This is a genomic window from Aerococcus sp. BD502 (assembly GCF_057919555.1).
Genome location: NZ_CP147972.1, coordinates 1,697,083 through 1,716,319, shown reverse-complemented (window position 1 = coordinate 1,716,319; position 19,237 = coordinate 1,697,083). Strand labels below are relative to the sequence as shown.

Sequence of the window (19,237 nt, the reverse complement as noted above, 5' to 3'; positions counted from 1 at the left end):
CTAAAACAAGTATAACAATGAGACCTCAGTTTAGCAAGAGCAAATACCCGCCCCTAGGGAAGAGGATAGACAGCCATCGTGTCTAAGGAAACAATATTTTTTTGCTGAACGGGAAGCTGGAAGACAGTTTCCAAAGCCTTAGCATAGAGATTCATTTGTAATTGATAACGGTCCTGCAAGCGCTGGGCCTGTTGTTCGGTGGGCAAATAAGCAATGCGATCTGTTTTGTAATCAAATAGCACTAAATGTGTACCGTCTTGAATAAAGCCATCAATGGTGCCATGGATTAATAATTCCTCATTCCGATTTAAGACGGGGAAGATTTCTTGGGCAGGAAATTTCATCGTAAAGGAACGCTCACGTACTAATTGTTTTTTATGGGCTAGAATATACTGGCCAAAATGGGTCTCAAAAAAAGCCGCACAAGCGTGAAAAGGGATTTCCTTAAAGACTTCCTTTTCAATATAACCATTAGCCACTAATTCATCAGCTAAAGCGATAAAATCAGCGGTTTGGGGAGTTTTTGCCAAGGAGATTTTTTGCATCAGTAAATGCGTTGCACTACCGATATCACTGGGCTGCACACGTTGCTGTTTCGTTTTAAATTTCGGCGCGACCAATTCCTGGTAGCTATAACGGTAGGGGACGTGATCTTGCTCCCTTTCTAAGCTTTCCCAGCTTTCGATTTCCTGTTCAATCGGATCTTCCAAAATTCTTTTTAATTCGCTTACGGATTGGTGGCTCGTTGTTTTGGTAGCCAGCTCATGCTCATAAGCAAAAGTCAAAGGACTAAGAACGGGCAAAGCATCCTCCTCCTGGGTGCAATGGGACGGGGCTAATTGCTGGTTGGCATCTTGCAGGGTTCTTGTAATATCTTCTGGTGACCAGCTTTTCACCTGCCATTGCTCTGCAGTTAGCGCTGGCCAATGAGGATGGAAAATGGCACTCCCAAACCAGGTTAAGGCATTAGAAGCTTGCAAACGGTAGTAGTAAGATAAGAAACTTTGACCCGCCTTCTCCGCAAATTGAACGGGGGCTTTTAGCCAAGCCGCTTTTTGCTGTTCCAGTTCACCCACACGCCCCACGAGGATTAGTTTTTGCTCGGCCCGGGTCAGTGCGACATAAAGCAAGCGTAACTCCTCAGCCCTTGCTTCCTTTCTCAGTTGATCTTTTAAAACGAGGCCTAAGGGGTCCAAATAGCGCAGTTGGCGGGCTTGATCATTGATTTGTACGCTAAGTCCTAAGTGATTATCCACGAGTAATTGAGGGGCTTTGGGCTGGCTGTCTAAGCTTTTTTCCAACTGAAAATAAAAGACAAGTGGAAATTCTAAGCCTTTGGCCGCATGAATCGTCATCATCTGCACTTCATTCGCGTCTGCCTCATTGAGGGTCGGACTATCCAAGTCTTGGTCAAAGTGGTAAATGTTTTCAATATAGCGAATAAAGGCGAATAAACCACGATATTGTAAGGCCTCGAAATTTTCCGCATGCTGGAAGAAAGCACGGAGATTATTTTCCCGCTGCTCACCATTTGGCATACCTGCTGCATAGAGTAAGAAGCCCGTGTCTTGGTAAATTTTAGCCAGTAAAGCTGCCAGTCGAACTTGACTGCTGAGCTGACGCCAATTTTCTAAATGCTTCCAGAAGGTCTGCAAGGTTTGGCGTAGACTTAAATCGGGACCGGTTTCTTGATAGGCGAGCACCGCATCCAAGTAATCACCCTCAGGCTGGTGAATTCGAATCTTGGCTAATTCCGGTTCTGTCAACCCTACGATGGGAGAGCGGAGCACGGAAACCAGAGGAATATCTTGCTTAGGATTGTCAATAAGCTTCATGCAATTGACGACAATCATAATTTCTGAACGTTCATAAAAACTAACACTGCGATCAAAGCGAATAGGAATATTAAATTCCTCAAAAACTTGCTCAACAGCCTCATAGCCACTCCGAGAACGGCTTAAAATGACGATATCAGAATACTTTAATGGCCTAAAGCGGCCTGGCTTTAAGCTCGGGTCAAAAATTTTTTGCTCTGCTGCCAGCATCTCCTTAATGCGTGCCGCAATAGCGCGGGCCTGCCATTCCACCCGGCTCACTTTACTTTGCTGGGGGGCCGACTCTCTTTCGCTTGCCTTTTCCTTCGCTTCTTCTAAGAGTAAGAATTCACTATACATATTCTTATCCGTCGCGTAGTAAGTAGCTCCTGGGACTAGGGCGGCCTTTTCATCATAAGTTATGCCACCCAAATCTTTTGACATCAGGGGAGCAAATAGGCGATTCGTTGTTTCTAGAACCGTCGCCCGACTCCGGAAATTTTCCAATAAGTCGATCCGCAAGTCCCCCGTCAAAGAAGTTCCAAAGGCTTGGGCTTTTTTAATGAACAAGTCCGGCTCAGCATAGCGAAAACCATAGATGCTCTGCTTCACGTCGCCAACCATAAAGAGACGATTATGCTCAGGATTTTTCAACAACTGAAACAGTTCTTCCTGCAATTGGTTCACATCTTGGTATTCATCCACCAAAATTTCCTCGAACATATTTTGATAGTATTCACGAGCTTCATTCCTTTGGCCCGTGCCGCCACTCAAAATTTCCAGAGCCCGTAAGGCGACCTCTTGAAAATCAGCCAATTTTTCTTCTTGAAAATACTGCTCCACTTGCTGGTTAAATACTTGTGTCACCGCCACGAGAGCTTCAGCCATTTGGCCACCTGAATTTAATAATTCCAACTGGGTTTTTGGAGAAAAAGAGACAAAAGGCGCGATATACTGCTCCCATAAAGGTTGAATGTAGCCGCCATGACTTTTGCTTTTGCTTTGTAATTGACTTCGTACTTCATCATAGAAAGCCTTCATCTGCTGATACTGGCCACTTGCCAGCAATTCCTTAGAAACGGCTTTATTTTTCTTCGTCGGGAATGTAGGGATTTTAGGCGGTTGAACCTCTTGAAGATAGTGGTAAACAGCGTCATAATCCTTCTTCTCGACCGCCAGCAGGACTTCTAAATAATAAGCCCGTTGCTCTTGGATCCCTAAATCAGGCGAATACTTATCCTTTAAGGTCGAAATTTCGATAAAATCTAAATATTCCTGATAAATCCTCCCTGTTAAGGACTGCTCCTTAATAGCTTCTATCTCCTCTATAAGCTGGGTCAACCGTTCAATTAATAAAGGTTTCAATACCTCCTCATAAAAAGGCGTAGCTGAAAAATGCTCAGCTGTTTCATAATACTGAAGCAAACTATCCAGCCAGGTCCCAGGTTTAGGATGGGAACGTGATTTTTCATATAATTCAATGAGGACGGCTAAGAGAGCTTTGTCCTGGCCGCGAACGGCAAAATTATCCATGAGTAAGGCCAAATTAGGGTCCTCTTCCCCTTCCTCAAGCCGTGTCATTTGCATCCGGTTAAAGATATCTTCATAAAGCATCTGCTTTTCTGTCTCATCCGTTAGCAAGCGGTAATTAGGATCAAAATCACTCAAATAGTAAAACTTCTGGCAAATTTGCCGGCAAAAAGCATCAATCGTCGAAATCTGGGCCCCAGGCAGATGAAGCAACTGTTCTTCTAGATGCTGGTAGAGTTTAGGCGAACCGGCTGCCTCTCCTCCCCTTTTAATTTGAGCCAGCTTTTCTTCAATCTGCCTCTCTAAGCGATCCTTCATTTCTTGGGCGGCTTTTTCAGTAAAAGTCACCACTAATACATTAGAAATATCGGTGCCGCCAATAATTTTTCGCATGAGCCGCTCAATCAAAACCCGGGTTTTGCCTGAACCCGCAGAAGCCGAAACAAGAATGTCACCCGCTGGTTCAGCTTGGACCGCTAGCCATTGTTCATCCGTTAACATAGAATCTGTGGGCTTTTTGGGAATCTGGATATTCATCACTACCTCCTACTCTCCTTTGGAAGCCAACCGCTGGATAAAGTCCTCAATCGTTTTTAGTCCCTTGGCCGACTCCCGATAGTGGTTGCCACCCGCTAAAACATCAAACAAACTAATTCCCCGCCAAGGATATTGCTTACTTAAATCATAAACATTATCCTCAAATGGCAGTAAAGGAATTTCCCCAGCTAAAATCTCTTCTGCGGTTTCTTGAATTTTACGTTCGACAAAATTCAGCAGAAGCGAAAAATAGTCAGCAAATTGCTGATTTCTTCCGACACTTTTACTGATCGAGCCGCTCTTTGTTTTTTGATAATAGTAATAGGAAGAGCGCTCGCCAGCTTGAGCGCTGGGATCAAGCCCCAGTAGTAAGTCCTCATTCAATTCATTGAAGTAGCCTTTCAAGAGAAACTCGCGGAAATGCTCGTCCGCCTGCTGGTTATTCGTCCATTGCTGCTCTTTCTCTAACGGGGTTAGGCTAGGTTTAATAATTTGGTGGAAAGCCCCAACTGCCTCTAAATGAGGATACTTCTGGGCTAAAGCTTTCTTCACCACATTTAAGTAGGTCAGGAGCTGTAAATTCCGACCTGCGAGCAAATTAGCGAGAGAATAATTTTGCGGACTGGACTTATAATCAATCACTTGGAAGAGCTCCTCTTTTGACCAGAGATCAATCCGATCAATAATACCTCGCAAGTAAATTTTTTGCCCGTCTTTTAAGGTTAAGGGATAAGTTAAGTGATCTTCTGGAAAGCCAAAACGTTGCTCCGTAAAAATCTGACTTGGTGTTTTCATGGCTTCCAATTGCTGGTAGGCAAAGGCGGCTAATTGGTCAATATCGGCTTGCATTTGCCGCTTCATGAAGCGATATTTGGGGTGGGCCGAAAATATTTTAAATTCTGGATACCGTTTTTCATCATTAAGCTTCTGCCAGGCGTCTTTAAGCAAGTCCTTAAGTTTTCGGTCCGGTTGCCAATGCTTTAAAATTTGGTCCATAGCGGCATGGTAGTAATTGCCCGTGCGGATGGGGGAAAGTTCAAAAATCTCACGTTCCCGAAGTCTTAGCCCATAGAGGAGAAAATACATGAAAGGATTCGTATTATATGTCTCTAACTGGGACACTGAAATTTCTAGGGGACTGCGGTATAATTCCTGGGCCAACTTCTTGCTTAAAGGTTCAATTTTATTCTGGTAAGTCAAGCTACCTTCTACCTTTTTCGTCAGCTCACCGGCCACTTCACTATTGGCTAAAGTTTTTAAATGCTGCTGCCAAAAAGCGTCTAGCCGTGGACTGGCGGTCACCCCTCTTAAAGCCCGCATGGCATATAAGAGTTGCCCTTGCCAATTGCCAGTACGGAGCTTAAAAATATTGTCCCTGCTTTTAATGGTGGCTTCCGTGCAAGGGTAATGCGTTTTTAAAATTTTAAGGACGGGGGCTGGTTCAACCTCTTTCTCACCAAAGGCATTATACGGATAAGATAAGTATAAACGCTCAGTCCCTGACAGCAAGAGCTGGTACATCAGGGCTTGCTCGCGGATATTTTGCTCGGTATCACTGAGACCAAAACCTTGCTGGCGATCAAAGAATGGGGCTAATTGCTCCCGCTCCTCTTGGCCGAGGATAGAGGTTTGCTGGTAAGTTTTGGGTAAAATCTCCTTGGTAAGACCCAGCGCAAAACTAACACGGGCATGCTGGCCCTGTGTTTTTTCTAAGGAAGTAATTTTCACGGCATCTAAAGTCGCCGGAATTAAACTAAAATGTGCCTCCTGAAAAGTTCGCTTCAATAAGGCAAAAAAGTCCTCAGCCGAAAATTCTTCTTCCCCAAATAAGTCATAGTAATCATCAAGCAATTGAATAAAGGTCTGCCAAGCTTGCTCATGACGTCGCGCTGCTTCAATGTCACCGGCTTCGATATTTTGATCGCGCCAGGCCAGCAATTGCTTCGGTACATTCATCTGAAGTAAAGTTTCATATAAGTCTTCCAAAGCATCCGCCGTCTTCAAGCCCGCCTCCCAACGGGTAAATAAAGGCTCTAGTAGATTGACGAGGAGTTCTTTTAAAATATTCGCTTCTGTTTGCCGAGCTTGAATTTTTTGAGAGTGCTGCAAGTGTCCTTCATCATCGACGGGCAAAAATAGCCATTGCACATCGGCCGCCCACCATTTTGGCCCCTCATAGCCTTGCTCTAAGATAATATTCTCTGTTTCATCGAGGATACGGCGGAATTTTTTCATATTTTTGTCCGGACTTGCACCGGCTTCTTGATACGCATCGGGCACGCACAATTCTGTCCGCAGTAAATCATAGATATCCTGGTAGCGCCAACGGTAACGGTAAATCTGGTATAAGGCGTTCAGCAAACGGCTCAGGGGATGTTCATCCATCGTCTCCTCAAAATCCAGGAAGTAAGGAATATTATTCTGCTGGAGAGCCGGAAGCAAGTAAGACCGATAGCGCTCAATATCCCGAGTTAAGATTTGAAAATCTCGGTAGCGGTAAGCCCCGTCGGCCTGACTGACCAAGGCATAAATCTCATTCGCAATTTGTTCGGCCTCTAAATATTCCGATTCGCACGCCCAAAGCTGGATAGGCGTACCCTGGCGAGAGGTTTCCTGGTGGTCAAAATGAGGTTGCCGGAAATTTTGGCTGACCCATTGCTTTTCAAGCTGCATAAATAACGGCTCATAAGCCCGGTCTTCCTGCGCATAAGTAATTTTGGGTTCTTCGGGGAAGATATTTAATAATTGCTGGTAAGTTTTCCGGCCAAAATAGAAAACATCCTGCCATAAGTTTGAAGAAGTCCGATGGGGCTCATCGAGTTGCAAAACAAAGTGGACATGCGAAGCCTTATTTAAAATCAGGCTTAAAGTGCTCAATTGCTCATGCGTGAAATATTCAAAGCCATCCAAGACAAACATCGTGTGGCTCAAATCACGTTCTCCCAATAATTTTTGCAAACGAGCTTCCTGGTCCACCACCTTGTCCCCAACTTCCGCTTGGACTTCCTGACGCTTCGCATAGATTTTACTCAATTCCGCAAGCTTTTTTAGGGTATAAGTATTGACTGCTTCACCTTCCTTAGCATAGGCGGCTAAAATCTCCTCAATAACAGCAGGAGTTAAATTACCTTCCTCAAATTCCGTAAATAAAGCCAGCAATTGTTCGACAAAACCAGCATGTTTATGCTTCCCACGAAATATTTCTAAATCATCCTGAATTGCCAGCACGGCCTTATTCAACAGCATAAAGTTTAAGGTGTCATTTAAAACCCGCCGCTTAGGCCATAGCTTTTCGGCTTCTAAATACCAAAGCAAGCGCTGGAAACTAAAAACCTGGGCCTGCATTAAACCAGCATAGCCGCTGTCAGTAGCTTGAATTTTTTCTTCATAGGCCAGCAAACGATGTTCCGTTTCAAATTTTAAATGGTCAGGGACCAAATACAGCACTTCATGCTTAGGATTTGCTTGTAAAAAAGAAAAAATCTCTCGGTATAATTTTTCCCGTCGGTTCCGAACCTGGGTGGCGAGCATAATGGCAATAGACAATGTAAACCTCCTTCTCAGCTTAAAAAGGCCATGCTGACGCTAGCATGGCCGCAAAAGCTTTCCGGTGCTCCTTATTTCTCCAAATGCTGATAGTCCTTGGCCTCTTCAACAATAGCTAGCAGGACTTCTGTCGCTTTAACCATGGTCTCAAGGGACACATACTCAAAACGCCCATGCATATTCTCCCCACCCGCAAAGATATTAGGGGTTGGTAGGCCATTATATGTCAAGATTGAACCATCTGTTCCACCCCGCACGGCTTGAATATCAGGCTCGATATCAACAGCCGCAAAAGCTTTTTTAGCAAGTTCTAAAGGCCGCATATCCTTGGAAATGATATCGCCCATATTATAATATTCATCATGGAGGTCGAGAACGACGGCTTCTAGGCCCAGTTCACGATTCATTTTTTTGGTAATATTTAAGAGCGTATCCTTGCGATTTTTAAAAGCTTCCTTGTCATGATCGCGGATAATATATTGGCTCTCGGCATGGTCAACCACGCCTTCTAACTCGAGTAGGTGATAGAAGCCTTCCCGGCCCGCTGTGTGCTCTGGCCGTTCCGAAGCAGGCAAGGCATTATCAAAAGCAATCGCGAGTTCCAACGCATTAATCATCAAGTCCTTAGCTGACCCGGGATGGACATTTTTCCCATGGAAAGTAAGGTGGGCAAAAGCGGCATTAAAGGTTTCATATTGCAATTCACCCTTAGGGCCCCCATCAATGGTATAGGCAAAGTCAGCACCAAAGCCTTCGACATCAAAGCGGGTGGCACCAAGCCCAATCTCTTCATCTGGCCCGAAAGCAACTTTAATATCGCCATGCTTAATTTCAGGATGCTCATGAAGGTAGGCCATGGCGGTCATGATTTCAGCCACCCCTGACTTATCATCTGCACCCAATAAGGTCGTCCCATCCGTCGTGATTAACGTCTCACCCACATATTTTTTAAGGGAAGAGAATTCTTTGGGATCTAATTTGTAGCCCGAATCGCCCAGAGGAATCACGCCACCATCATAGGACTCAATAATTTGTGGGCTAATATTTTCCGCATTAAAGTCTGCCGTGTCCACATGAGCAAAAAAGCCAATGACTGGTAAAGCCTCATCGATATTTTTAGGCAAAAGCCCTGTCACATAAGCATCTTTGGGATTAAATTGGACGTCGACTAAACCAATTTCCTCCATTTCTTCAGCCAATTGCTTTAAGAAAGTCACCTGACGTTCTGTAGAAGGAACTTTATCGCCTTGCTTCGCATCAGAACGGGTATTTACCTTGGCATAACCAATAAAGCGATCTAACAATTCCTCACGATTTACTGCATAACTCATGATATAACCTCCAATATTTCCTTTTAACAACCTAGATAAAATAAAAGGGATCTGTATTAATTGTACTCATTAGGATCTCAATTGGCCAATTTTCTTCTTTTCCCCAAGCTTCAAAACGCAAAAGGAGCGCTCTTTTAACCACGTTCTCCATATAATGGCCAGGATCCAAGGCATTGAGGCCCCATGCTTCCATATCATGGGCAAAATGATAGGTCAGATCCGCCGTGATAAAGGTATCGGCACCGGCTAAGCGGGCAGCCTTATAGTATTTCTGACCAGACCCGCCTAAGACAGCCACCCGCTTAACCTCGCCATGGGGCCGACCTAAAACCATGCGCAAGCCCCGCGTGCCGCTTTTTTCCTTCACCAATTGCGCATAGTCTTCAATCGGCATAGGGGTTTTTAATTGGCCCACCCGGCCCATGCCAAAGGGCTCTTCGGCTGCTTTACCGCGGTTCGTACTACCATGGGGAAATAAAATTTCCAGCTGCGAAAAGCCATATTGCTCTGCCAGCCAGTCATTCATCCCTCCCGTTACGGTATCAAGATTGGTGTGCGCCGCATAAACGGCTAATTTTTGACGTAAAATATCTGCATACATTTTTTCTTGGGGCTGGTCATCGCGCAAAGTTTTAGGAGCCCGAAAAATAGGGGGATGGTGGGCAAATAACAGATCCACATTTTTCTCACGGGCCTCTTCAACCACTGCTGGCCGCACATCTAAAGTCACCATCAGCCGTTTAACTTTTTGCTTTCTAGACCCAAAATGCAAGCCGATAGGGTCCCCTTCGACGGCTAAATAAGGCGGTGCCCAGTTTTCAAATTTATCCATAAATTCCCCAACCGTGAGTTCAGACATTCTATCCCTCCAATTGTTTTATTCGTGCCTTTAAAATTTTTAATTGATGCAAAAATTCTTCCATTTTACTTGGCCTTTGGCTTTGGCGAAGTGAGCTAATAATTTTTTCCGTGCGCTTTGCTAAGTGCTCATAATACGCCTTGGCCAATTGCGGTTGCTGGATATCAATGTGAGAGCCAAACAAAGCTTCCTCGTCCCCGAGGGAATATGGCTTTGGGGTTGGCTGAGCTTGCAGGACCACATAATATTTTCCCCGGTCCCTCACCAGACGTTCATCTGTTATAGCATACGCGTGCCCGGCCAGCCAGTGCCGTAAAACCTCCCGATGGTTATTCGCCTGCAAGACCAAGGTCGGTTTTTGAACATTAAAAAACCCCTTCTGAGCGGCACGATTTAAAATATCTCGAATTAATAAGCCTCCCATACCGGCGATCGTGACCACCTCAGCCCTGTCCACCGGCGATAAAATATCTAAGCCATCGCCTAAGCGAACATCGATTTGCTTGGTCAAGGCCATTTTTTCAATTTCATGGTGACTGCTTTCCCAAGGTCCCTGGGCCACTTCTCCGCAAATTGCTCTTTGCACCCAATGCCGTTCTACTAAGGCCACGGGCAGATAGGCGTGATCCGAACCAATATCGACCAGTAATTGAGCCTTAGGGACCAAGGCAGCCACCGCTTCTAAACGCACTGAGAGAAGTTTACCTCTCATCACATCCTCCCCTTCCTCTAACCTCTCACTCCTATTATATCAAAGAATACCCTTCCTTTATAAAGTGAATGCCTCTTTGTTAGTGTCAAGCAATGCTCGGTCAATCATAAAGAACTCTATCTCGTATCTAATTATTCAAAAGTCACTTCGTTTTTGTGCTAAAGGACGCTGCGTTGAAAAGCAGTGGCACCGGCTTACGCTTCATAGAAGCTTACGCCTGACCGTCCTATTCTGGCTCTATGTCGTTGGATAGGCCTCGCTACGCTCACCCTATCGGCACTCCGAGAGCCAGATATACGGACGGCCTGCTAACACTGCTAACGCAGGTCTTTAGCACGCACTCCATGTCTTTTGGCGAAGTAGCTAACAAAATGTATGGTATAATTTCCCGACCATACTGCTTGACACTTCACTTGGAATCGTGCCCTGATGGGCACCACAAGAACTTTGTTGCGGCCTGTGACTTAGTATTGCCCTAACAATCCCTGGATATTCGGGTATAAATGGGCTTGTATTAGCTTCAATATCTGATCGAACAGCTTCTTCAAAACAATGATTAGATTGAGCGGTGATAATGGCAGCCATCGCTGCTGCGCCTTGACGGGTCCAATTTCGTCCTTGCTTTTTCATGCGATAAGTATAAAGCCGATGGCCTGCTTCACAAACGCCACCGGAAAAATGCTTCGGTAAGCCTCGCTGCTCTGCTGGTTTAATGAGTAACCAATTCCGTTCAAGATAAGCTCTTAGAGCTTCAATTTCAGCCAAAAACTCCTGATGATGGTGCCAGCGACTTTCACAGGTCTCCAAAGTAACTTGAACCCCTTCGAAATCATAAGCTTTCACTTTTTTAATGACGAATTGACGTATTTTATGATCAAAAAATAGGCGCGTTCTGATTTTTTGAATGACATGAAATTTATCGCAGAAATGTTCATGCCGAAGGCATACCCCAATCATCTCGTTAAAATCTTCCTCCGTATAACCACTGCCACCATCCGAATTAGAAATCACAATCGTTTGATGTAAATCATAGTAGGAGTTAAGAAATCGGCTAACTTTTTCTCGAAGGGCTGCACTAGATTGGACAGAAGAAAAATAATGAGCTTGAATAAGTTGATGCCGCGAAGTGGATCGATCGACGCCTTCATAGAGAGTCACACGGTGTAGTTGAAGATGTTTTGTTCTTTTCCCTTTTTTCTTCTTCTTAGTGATTAAAACCCCATCCCCTTCAATGTACAGAAAAGGAACGGATCGTTTTTGAGAGTAAGCCAGTTCCTTCTCTTCTGCTCTTTTATTCTCAAAGCTTAAAATTTTTTGCCCAATTTCTTGAACAATATGATGTGCGGTCTGATGCGAAATACTAAAAAGCATTAAAGCATTGAAGGCTTCTGCAGTCGCACGAAAAATTTGCTTCGTACAAAGCTGGGCAATTTTTTCTTTGACCTGAGAAGAAAGATGACTTCTTGCTTCTAGTCCTAAACACAAATCTAGAGGAAGAAAGCTAGAGTGACCTTCTTTTTTCATCCGACAGCGTCTAAAAGTGACGGCACCAAACATAAAACATAGTGTGCGTGGTTCATAGCGAGCAATTTTCCAGCCTTCGGCTTGGTATCTTTGGATTAATTGCTGATCAAGTTGAGTGAAAACCGCTGCAAGACATTCACAGCAAAAATTGCTTAATATCGGATAAACAATATCTTCAAAGTCACCTAAAGATGAGCAATTTTCCGTCTTTTTTAGAATATCTGTGATAATATCATTCATGAGGACATCTTCTTTCTTTTTATTGTTCAACTTAAAGATAGATGTCCTTTTTTTATTTTTCAAGTCTTACCGAGCATAATTTTACACTAAGTGCCTCTTTTCCCTTAGCTCACCCGACAATTTAATCCATGCCCCGATTACTTCTCATTTGACCTTTACAAGTGCCGGTGAATTTTGTATAATGAATTTACTTGCTTTTGCTGGATTAGCTCAGTTGGTAGAGCATCTCATTCGTAATGAGGGGGTCACAGGTTCGAGTCCTGCATCCAGCATTCTTAGTTCCAACAGCCTTTGTTGGAACTTTTTTTCATTTACTGACATAATAATAACAGTGAAAAATAATTTGCCATTGAAGTGAGGTTTACCATGCGCGCGCTTGTGATTATTCCTGCCTTAAAACCCGATAACCGGCTTTGCCAACTCATCCAAAATATTAAAGAAAGTCAAAATTTTAATCTGGATGTTTTAGTTGTGAATGACGGTAGCCCAAAAAGTTACCAGCCCATTTTTACCTCTCTAAAGAAAGAATGGCAAATTCCCATCCTGACCCATCCTAGTAACCTTGGTAAGGGCCAAGCTATCAAAACCGCCTTAACCTGGCTCATTCAAGAACATGAAACTTATGAAGTAGCCATCACTGCGGACGCGGATGGTCAGCATCGCTTAGAAGATATTGAAAAATGCCTCGCGGCCTGGCAAAACAACTCCGACGCCATTATTTTTGGCAGCCGTAATTTCTCTCAAGATATTCCCCTCCGCAGTAAATTTGGCAATATTACCACCAGCCTGCTTTTACGAAGCGTGACCGGCACAAGCATTCAAGACACGCAAACGGGCTTGCGTGCCATACCAGCTCAATATTTTAAGGCTTTTTCTGCTATTACGGGTGATCGTTTCAACTATGAAATGAATACTATTTTGTACTGTGTCAATCAGCAAATTCCTATTGTTGAAGTCCCCATTGCCACGATTTACTTAAATGATAATGCGAGTTCCCATTTTCGGTTGCTGCACGATTCCTTTTCGATTTATAGGAGTTTTTTAAAGCTTGCTGGTCTTAAAATTTTGCGTTATGGCTTAGATTTTTCTCTATTTCTACTCCTGCTCCAAACGCTAAGCACAAATCCATTAGTCCTAGCTTTTATTTTTCTCTTAAGTCGCAGCCTAGCTGATCTGGCTACCCTACCGCTTCGTAAAAAAGTTTTAGCAGCCCTCTCTCCTAGCCAACCGCTGCTCAGACGGAGTTTATTGACCCGTGCTTCATTAAATATGATTTTAACGTTTCTCTTTACCTTACTCCAAGGCCAGCTTCCCTATGACCCCCTAGCTATTAAAATCGGTGTGGAAGGTCTCTGTTTTCTTCTTTCCATCATTTTACCGCGTAAATATCGTTTTTACACTTAATTGTCACCTATTTTTTATTTGGGGTTGACGCATTAACTTTGCTTGCCTATACTTAAAACAAATTAAGTAAAGGAGCAAGCCCATGCAAAAAGAACAGACACAAAACATTGCTTTTATCAGCCTAGCCACTGCTTTTATTGCGGTTTTAGCTTTCTTTCCTCCCGTCCCTATTCCTTTCATTCCCGTCCCTATTGTCTTGCAAAATTTAGCCATCATGCTCACTGCCCTCCTGCTTCCCTTAAAAAAGGCAACCCTAAGTATTGGACTATTCCTCATTTTAGTCGCCCTGGGCCTGCCTTTTTTATCTGGTGGTAAGGGGGGCCTGAGTGTTTTTTACGGGCCCACCGCCATGTATCTTCTATCTTGGCTCCTAAGTCCTTTATTTCTTTACCTATGCCGCCAAGGCAAGCAGGAAATAAAACAGCCTTTCCCTGCCATTTTATCGGCCTGGTTGGCCCTCGTCTTATTTCCCAATATGGTAGGGGCACTTGGCATTGCCCATTTCACCCAATTGAGCTATTGGAAAGCTTTCTTAAGTACGGGCATGTTTATCTTAGGCGACACCTTAAAAGTTCTCCTTACCCTCCTGATTGTGAACCGTCTTCCCCAAAGAATTAAAGGTAAAATAAAAAATCGGTAAAATTTACCGATTTTTTAAGTCAGGTGTTCAACTTGGTGGGCTTCCATTTTCTTCAACCGATTTAAGAAAACAAGGGCAAAAGGCAAAGTCGTTAAGGCCGATAAAACGTCAGCCACCGGTTGAACCAGCATCAGCCCCTCTAACTGCCAGAGATGTGGCAGGAGGAAGATGAGTGGTAGGAAGTAAAGTCCTTGCCTAAGCATGGCCGTGAAGGTTGCTGAGCGGGCTTGGCCAGTAGACTGCAGCATCATGTTGGAAGCCGTGAGGGCCGGTTGCGTAACAAAGGCAATCGCAAAGTACTTCAATGATTTAGCCCCAATAGCCACGACTTTCGGATCATCACGGAAGAAACGAATCATTTCTTCAGAAAAGCTAAACATAATAATCGCCGCAATAATTAGGATGACTAACATGGCCACGAAGGTAAAGTAATACGCCTGGCGAACTCGTTTATACTTGCCCCCACCATAATTATAGCCGGCGACAGGCTGGAAGCCTTGGCCAAAACCGATGACAAAGGCATAGAAGATTTGATTGATCCGCCCTAAAATGGCAAAGGCAGCTACAGCAGCATCACCATAAACAGCCGCTTGGTTATTCAATAGAATAATCGCCATACTGGCCATCGCCTGCCGGAAGAAAGAAGGCAAGCCAATTTTAACGATTTCAATATAGGTGGATAAGCGTTTGGAAATGCGTTGAAATTGTAAATTTAAAACACTTTTCTTTTGAATAATATAAAACAGCACCAAGAAACTGACGGTTTGACTAATGACGGTAGCGAGGGCGGCACCCGCTATCCCCATGTCGAAAACAAAGATAAAAATAGGGTCTAGAACAATATTTAAGAAGCCACCAATGGCCAAGCCAATCATGGACATGGCATTTAGACCTTGGGAACGCAGTAGATTATTCAAAACAAAAGCCCCACCAATTAAGGGACCACCTAATAGAATCAAACTCGCATAACTTTCAGCATAAGGCAAAATGGAAGACGTTGCGCCAAAAAATGTTAACATAGGCTGCATGATCAAGAAGGCCAAAATGACAAAAGCTAAGCAAAACAGCATACAACTCGCTAGGGCTGAAGAAGCTATGGCATTGGCTTTTCGATAGTCTTTCCGCCCGAGTAAGCGTGAAATATTACTGTTCGCTCCCATGCCAAAGGTAAAACCAAAGGCTTGAATAATGGTCATAATGGGCAGAACAACCCCAACAGCTGCACTAGCTGATGTTCCCAAAGTTGAAACAAAGTAAGTATCCGCAGCGTTATAAATCGAGGTAATCATCATCGAGATCATAGACGGAACTGCTAACTTCGAAATCATCCTAGGGATAGAGCCCGATAACATTTGTGAGTAGTTTTTATCCATTGTGCTGGCTTGAGCACTCACTTTACCACTCCCTTTCATTATTTTTCAAGTTATATTACCGTATCACATTCACTTCATCAGTACAATACTTTTGCTCAAAGAAAGCCTGAAGGCAAAGATAAAAGCAGTTAGTCAAGAGCAATCTTGCTAACTGCTTTTAAATTTAGTGCCGAATTAAGAACTTTAATTGAGACTTAGATGTAGCCTTTGTCCTTAACAACATCCGTGGCCTTGTCAAGTTTTCCTTCATTGACCATAACCACTGGACCTGTACAGCCCATGCCGCTTTCAGCATAGATGCCTTCCTTCCAGAGGGCTTGGACAGCATCCTCTAGGTCAAGGACATCAATACCAGCAATTGAAGCTGAAACAACTTCTTTAGCCGGTGCTTCCACGGTTTCTTCTGCTGCCGCTGCTTTAGGTTGTAGTTCTTCTCGGATAGCATTTAATTTAGCTTTCTCAGCTTTCGCATATTCTTGCTTGCTGACTTCGGCAACTTGACCAACTGCCATTTCATAGGCATATTGCAAGGCGTTTGCGATTACAGGAGCTCCACTGGCACGGGAAACAATACAAATGTTATTTTCGTAGCCTTCACCAATGGATGGGCCATAACCATAGCCGGTAGCTTCGTAGCTACCACCGGTGGTGTAGGCACCAAACATTTTCATCAGGATGTTCCCAGTTAAGCTATCGGTCACCACAACATCGACACTGCCTTGAAGCAAGTCATTCCCGCGGAGAACAGAGCCACCATCGGCCCGCGCCGTTTCCCCAAAAGTAATGTCATAGCCATTATCCTTAAGTTCATGCAAAGCGCGGTCAACAGCATTCGCACCGTCCACGTTTAGAATCCCCACGGTTGGGTTCTCGATACCAGCTGCTTTAGCGGCGGTAATACCATTAATAGCATTCAAAACCATGGCTTCATTGCGAACTGTGGCTGTGGTTCCTGTTGTTGTGGCAATGTAAACTCGTTTCCCATTAGCAGGAGCAACGACACGACCCACTGTGGATACACCAATTGGGAAAGCATGGTGTAAGGTCACACAGCCTTGAATCGTCCCATTTTCACAGAGTTCTTCAACTAAGTTAGAAACTTCTTGCTCTTCGTCAGCTTCATACAATTCGAAGCCATCTGTCCAATCATATTTGGAACCAATTAAGACAACATCGAATAGTCCTTGTGCTTGTGCAGAGCGAGCTGCTTCTTCCATGACATGGTCCCCGTGTTCACTGCCATTAATCGTTAAACCGATTTTGGGCTTGGGACCCATGTTCCCTGTTTCAAGGGCATCCGCTAATTCATTGAATACCTCTTGAATCTTCTTTGTTACTTGATCAGACATTCTCACACCCCTATTCTACTGAAAGGTTTGCTGCAAATTGACGTAAGGCGTTTGCGACTTCTTCCTTAACAGTTTCTTTTAGGTCGTCATCCATGGAGCCTGATTCTTCAACTTCACCACTGTTACGTTCAATCATCACAGAGATACCATCGAAGAGGTTGGTCATCCGACCTAAGAAGAGTGAACCTTTACCAATAATCATCACACGATCCATATCGCCTTCTGTTAGATTTTGAAGGGCAAAGCCTAGGTAAGGAACGCCAGAAGGAATGTGGCCTTGGGTTGGTGCGAAACCAACAACTTCACGTTCTTGCATGAAGTCATTTAAGCCTGAACGTTCAATTTCCTTACGGAGAACCCCAATGGCACCAATCATTTTCACGTTAGCTTGTGGAACGTTACCGGCCCCTGCTGGCACCGTGATGTCTGGGTTTTGCATTTCAGAAGAGAAAGCATCCACATCAGTCACTTTGTAGCCAGCTTTATCAAGGGAGTCCCCTACAAGAGCGGTCATAACTTTTTGTGGGCTAGAACCGCTGGAAACGGTGTGGCGGCCAGTGACATCTGTCCGGATAACAGGATGTTTACCGTCATTTTCACCAACAAGAATAGCGAAGCCACCCACAACGTCTTCAAGAATAGGCATGCCTTTACCTACGTGGGATTTACCGTTCATCCCTAATTTAGCGGTGGAACCACCGGCAACAACGACAACGTTCTTGAAGGTGCCCGCTGCAACATGAGAAGCTGCACTAACTAGAGAGTGGGTTGGGGCCGCACAGAAGCCACGAATGTCAGAACCGGAAGCATTAACACAGCCGCAAAGTTCAGCAATGGATTTAGCGAAGTTACCCCCACCACGTTGGTTCATATCACCACAAGCTTCTTCTGAGCATTCGATGACATATTCAACTTCGGAAGGTTCAATATGGCTATCAGCAAACAAATGACGTAGAGCTAAAATACCACTTGCCTTAGCCACAAGGTTTTCTAACATGGTATGTGCAGATAAGTTAACGTCCACTTCATGCGCACGGTGAACGCAGCCAACTAATTCATCATCGTAGTAAAGAGGTTCTGCTCCTTCTTCTTCTATAGATTTCTTGATGTTTTCGATGCTATCGGTTTGTTTCAAACGATCTAGATCATCTTTGAAGAGTTCTGTTTTAGCAAGACTTTCTTTAACCTTTTCGTTAAAGCTTTCTTCAAGGAAAACTAAGCTGAAAGCGTCAGCGATAACAATCAAACCATAGAAATCTAATTCTGGCATAATTTCGCCGAGCTTACCATAACGTTTCCCTTCAACAGGTTTGTCGTAATATGGAAATTCAATTTCACCTAGCTCTTCTGGCGTCATATTACCAATGTAGGTTTGGTTAGGTGCGTAGTTCACCACTTCTTCATAGGAACGAATATGCTTAGGTGCTTCTTTGAGGTAGTCACTATCAGGATGAGTTTCTTTCTCAACAGTTTGGGTAGTCCCATTTTGCATAATCATATCTGGTGTGTGTGCGAGCACGTAGCCAGCAGCTTTTAGAGTTGCTAAGTTCATCATCATTCTCCTCTACATCATTATTAGTTACAATAGTTTGGCCAAAGACCATACTTCTTGCACATTTATATTGTAAAACATTTCACGTTGAATAGCAAACTATTACCTTATAACCGCTAGCTTATGGGCTTTGTTTGTGCTTTAAAAGCTAAATTATACCTTTTTACGGGCAGCGTGATCCTTAGCCAATAAAAAACGCAGATACTTAAAAGAAGTATCCGCGTTACTTGACATGGGATAAAATCCCGTTATTTATGATGTTAAATTAAGAGGCTTGATCTCTGATTGATTGCATTTCCTCAACTAGAGAGTCAACATCTAATACCATTTCCATCATACCAATTTGATCGTCGTAAGTATCTTCATCGACAGATTCTTTAAATTCTGGTTCTACGGCATGGTAGAATGTTAACCCCAGTGCAACACCTGTTAATGGCCCAGCGTAAGTTGGGTCACCCATGGTAACTGTTTCAGCTGCTAGACCAGCGGCTTCTGCTTCAGCACCACCAATTAAAACGATAAGGTTTTCTGCACCGTATTTTTCAGCTGCTTCTTTAACTCTGCGTTGATTTTCCAAATCCATTGCTCCCGCAGCAGTTCAAACAAAGCACTCCGTTGATGAAAACACGACTTCAGCAGGTGTATCCGTTAAGCATTCTTCCATAGCTTCGCCAGGAATACCGTCACGGTCACCGATGATGACAACTTTTTTGTCTGTCCAATCAATTGCCATAGTCAATTCCTCCTTTTATCACTGTTTGTAATGTTCTGGAAACCCCAATGGTTCACCAGCAACCTACATGTTCATTATACTTGTTTCTCCTCG

General features: G+C 43.9%; 12 protein-coding genes and 1 tRNA gene. 3 read left to right on the top strand and 10 right to left on the bottom strand.

Annotated elements, in window-relative coordinates; all coding sequences use genetic code 11:
* Positions 1-53: 53 nt before the first annotated feature.
* From addA to WF803_RS08170, 6 genes are all read right to left on the bottom strand, one after another.
* Positions 54-3,881 (bottom strand): helicase-exonuclease AddAB subunit AddA, encoded by a 3,828-nt coding sequence (gene addA, locus WF803_RS08195; RefSeq protein ID WP_489610991.1) that lies wholly within the window; start codon positions 3,879-3,881, stop codon positions 54-56.
* A 9-nt stretch (positions 3,882-3,890) separates the two neighbouring features.
* Positions 3,891-7,427, bottom strand: a complete 3,537-nt coding sequence (locus tag WF803_RS08190; RefSeq protein WP_489610990.1) for a PD-(D/E)XK nuclease family protein — start codon at positions 7,425-7,427, stop codon at positions 3,891-3,893.
* Between the two features lie 71 nt (positions 7,428-7,498).
* Complete coding sequence (gene pepT, locus WF803_RS08185) at positions 7,499-8,758, bottom strand: peptidase T (protein WP_489610989.1); 1,260 nt, start codon at positions 8,756-8,758, stop codon at positions 7,499-7,501.
* 31 nt (positions 8,759-8,789) lie between these two features.
* A complete protein-coding gene (locus tag WF803_RS08180; protein ID WP_489610988.1) occupies positions 8,790-9,617 on the bottom strand; it encodes a Nif3-like dinuclear metal center hexameric protein in 828 nt (275 codons plus the stop codon).
* Position 9,618: 1 nt separating this feature from the next.
* Positions 9,619-10,329 (bottom strand): tRNA (adenine(22)-N(1))-methyltransferase, encoded by a 711-nt coding sequence (locus WF803_RS08175; protein WP_489610987.1) that lies wholly within the window; start codon positions 10,327-10,329, stop codon positions 9,619-9,621.
* Between the two features lie 363 nt (positions 10,330-10,692).
* A complete protein-coding gene (locus WF803_RS08170) occupies positions 10,693-12,123 on the bottom strand; it encodes an ISLre2 family transposase (RefSeq protein ID WP_489610986.1) in 1,431 nt (476 codons plus the stop codon).
* Between the two features lie 169 nt (positions 12,124-12,292).
* Between WF803_RS08170 and WF803_RS08165 the strand changes: the two genes are divergently transcribed.
* The 3 genes from WF803_RS08165 to WF803_RS08155 all read left to right on the top strand — a co-directional run bounded on the left by WF803_RS08165 (position 12,293) and on the right by WF803_RS08155 (position 14,137).
* A tRNA-Thr gene (locus WF803_RS08165) sits at positions 12,293-12,365 on the top strand.
* Positions 12,366-12,459: 94 nt separating this feature from the next.
* Entirely contained in the window at positions 12,460-13,497 is a 1,038-nt protein-coding gene (locus WF803_RS08160; RefSeq protein ID WP_489610985.1) for a glycosyltransferase family 2 protein, read from the top strand.
* An 82-nt stretch (positions 13,498-13,579) separates the two neighbouring features.
* Positions 13,580-14,137, top strand: coding sequence for a biotin transporter BioY (locus WF803_RS08155; protein WP_489610984.1), 558 nt, complete (start codon positions 13,580-13,582; stop codon positions 14,135-14,137).
* Positions 14,138-14,151: 14 nt separating this feature from the next.
* On the opposite strand, the gene WF803_RS08150 is transcribed toward WF803_RS08155, so the two are convergent.
* From WF803_RS08150 to grdA, 4 genes are all read right to left on the bottom strand, one after another.
* Positions 14,152-15,438 (bottom strand): MATE family efflux transporter, encoded by a 1,287-nt coding sequence (locus tag WF803_RS08150; RefSeq protein ID WP_489611918.1) that lies wholly within the window; start codon positions 15,436-15,438, stop codon positions 14,152-14,154.
* 266 nt (positions 15,439-15,704) lie between these two features.
* The gene (gene grdD / locus WF803_RS08145) at positions 15,705-16,859 is read right to left on the bottom strand and encodes a glycine/sarcosine/betaine reductase complex component C subunit alpha (RefSeq protein WP_489610983.1); all 1,155 of its coding nucleotides are present in this window, start codon (positions 16,857-16,859) and stop codon (positions 15,705-15,707) included.
* Positions 16,860-16,869: 10 nt separating this feature from the next.
* On the bottom strand, positions 16,870-18,411 hold the full coding sequence (gene grdC / locus WF803_RS08140) for a glycine/sarcosine/betaine reductase complex component C subunit beta (protein WP_489610982.1): 1,542 nt from the start codon (positions 18,409-18,411) through the stop codon (positions 16,870-16,872).
* Positions 18,412-18,676: 265 nt separating this feature from the next.
* A complete protein-coding gene (grdA, locus tag WF803_RS08135) occupies positions 18,677-19,144 on the bottom strand; it encodes a glycine/sarcosine/betaine reductase complex selenoprotein A (RefSeq protein WP_489610981.1) in 468 nt (155 codons plus the stop codon).
* Positions 19,145-19,237 lie beyond the last annotated feature (93 nt).